Source organism: Candidatus Neomarinimicrobiota bacterium (genome assembly GCA_017656425.1).
GTDB lineage: Bacteria > Fidelibacterota > UBA2242 > UBA2242 > B5-G15 > JACDNV01.
Genome location: JACDNV010000040.1, coordinates 1 through 1,882, shown reverse-complemented (window position 1 = coordinate 1,882; position 1,882 = coordinate 1). Strand labels below are relative to the sequence as shown.

Annotated in this window: 3 protein-coding genes; all 3 read left to right on the top strand. The window is 43.1% G+C overall.

Features of this window, described 5'->3' with window-relative positions; genetic code table 11:
• Positions 1–563 precede the first annotated feature (563 nt).
• From H0Z29_12090 to H0Z29_12080, 3 genes are read left to right on the top strand one after another with little or no spacing between them, the layout of a single operon-like run.
• The gene (locus tag H0Z29_12090) at positions 564–935 is read left to right on the top strand and encodes a type II toxin-antitoxin system RelE/ParE family toxin (protein MBO8132224.1); all 372 of its coding nucleotides are present in this window, start codon (positions 564–566) and stop codon (positions 933–935) included.
• Positions 932–1,321, top strand: a complete 390-nt coding sequence (locus H0Z29_12085) for a helix-turn-helix transcriptional regulator (GenBank protein MBO8132223.1) — start codon at positions 932–934, stop codon at positions 1,319–1,321. The genes H0Z29_12090 and H0Z29_12085 overlap by 4 nt, the downstream gene beginning before the upstream one ends.
• The gene (locus H0Z29_12080; GenBank protein ID MBO8132222.1) at positions 1,318–1,764 is read left to right on the top strand and encodes a hypothetical protein; all 447 of its coding nucleotides are present in this window, start codon (positions 1,318–1,320) and stop codon (positions 1,762–1,764) included. The genes H0Z29_12085 and H0Z29_12080 overlap by 4 nt, the downstream gene beginning before the upstream one ends.
• Positions 1,765–1,882 lie beyond the last annotated feature (118 nt).

The following is a 1,882-nucleotide window of genomic DNA, read 5'->3' as shown; positions in this document are numbered from 1 at the left end:
TGCTCTCATGAATGCAAAAGGTGAGATATGCAATATTTATCGCGCGACTTCGACGCGGACCATTCTACCTGCAGGGCCCCAGGTATCAGAGCCACAAAAAACAGCTGAAACTTGTAGCAACTGTGATGGAGATCACCCTAAAGAAGTTCTGGGATAGAACGTTTGAGAATAAAGAGAATTGTAATCACATCAAATCTTCCACTGGAGAGTTTTCAGAAGCTTCTTGGTGCTCGAATCTTCGACAGACTCTACGAAAGATCGCTTTTCACGGTCATATATGTTTTACCGTTTATTCCTTTTACATGTCTTTCAACCACAGAAGTCCCCTCCTTCACTTACATAAGTCCGCAGTTTCATATTTCATTTGGGAAACATTTTGGAGACAATTGGATGATCAGATAAGCAGGGTCAATCTAATCTTGGATTAGAGATGTTTGCAAACATCTGATAACTTTCCGGGGCTTTTCTTCAACGTAAAAGACGAGCGGTACAAAAAGGCTTGGGAAAATATGACTTATTGGTTATAATAGCAACGGGGATAAAGAAGCAAAAGGGCGGTGCTCATGGGGAAGGAGATTATAGAGGCTGAGGGCTTTTTGGAAGAACTCAAGGAACTGATAGAACAACGTGTACCTAAGAAAAGACGCGAGAAAGTAGCGAAGAAGTACATATTTCTTTTGGAAACCATACGGGAACAAAGGAAAGAGGTTATAACATTGCCGTACTTTGAGAAACTCAAAGGAACAAGAAGCATGGATCTATATTGCTTAAGGTTAGTAAAGAAAAGCCCAAACATACGGATTATCTTCACATTTATCGGCAGCTATGTGGTTTTGCTCGCGGCTTTTGAAGAGAGAGAAGAAAGTGATTACAAAAGGGCTATTGAGAGCGCAGTGAATCGATACAGAGATCTATTGAGGGAGGGATTGATATGATGAAGAAAACTTTTAAGAAGTATTCCGATGCCTTTGAACTGTTTGAAGATCTTGGGATTAGCTTTTCTGAAGAGGAGAAACTCTTCATCAAGGCTATGGTACAGATAGGAGGACAGCTTCTGGCGTACAGGAAGGAGCACAACTTGACTCAAAAGGAATTGGCCAAGAAACTTGGGATATCACAGTCCATGCTTTCAAAAATCGAAACAGGGGATAAGAACATATCCATCAAAGTCCTCGCCAAGATAATTGCAAAGTTGGGCGGACGAATCAGAATATCGCTTGGAATAGTACCCACAGAGATTGAGCAGAAATATGAGTTCAAAGGGGGCTCTTTCCTAAAATACAGCGTTCAAGCGGAAGAGATAAGGAGTGTGGGGGCATGACAGAAAAAGAAGAAAGATTCAAACCTCGAGAGAGCTTCTTCAGGATCGTTGATTACCTGATCGAAGAGGCACACTTCCAGGTAAAAAAGACAGAGGAGGGTATCATAAGCTACAGCCTTGAGCTAGAGCCTTCCTTTGATGATATACAACGTGAGGGCAAGCGCCTTGTCAGAGTGGTCACTCTGTATGTGTTCGCGAAAGGAGAGCAAGAGGGAAGGATGGTGCACGACATCTCTGTGAAGATTCGAGCAGTCTTTGAGGCAGTTTTTGAGTCAGAAGACAAGGTTGACGAAGGGTTTTTCGACAAGCTATGCAGATTGAACGGCTTGATGAATATGCTTTTAATTGCCCGCGCTTTCATCACCACAACCACCGGTCAGATAGGTATCCAGCCCGTCGTCATACCCTTTATGAATCTCATGAGCGTATCGATCACAAAGTAGCACGAGCCTGACTTGTATGAAAAGGGTAGTGCTATTATGGTGGGAGAACTTGGAGCCCAAGCAGAAAACAAAAGCCCCGGATTATCCTGGGGCTTGGTGGCGATACTTCTGTCTTCGA

What these genes read in the sequence shown, in the direction of transcription:
- H0Z29_12090 (MBO8132224.1), top strand. Translation starts at nt 564, where the DNA reads ATGGGGAAGGAGATTATAGAGGCTGAGGGCTTTTTGGAAGAACTCAAG.
- H0Z29_12085 (MBO8132223.1), top strand. Translation starts at nt 932, where the DNA reads ATGATGAAGAAAACTTTTAAGAAGTATTCCGATGCCTTTGAACTGTTT.
- H0Z29_12080 (MBO8132222.1), top strand. Translation starts at nt 1,318, where the DNA reads ATGACAGAAAAAGAAGAAAGATTCAAACCTCGAGAGAGCTTCTTCAGG.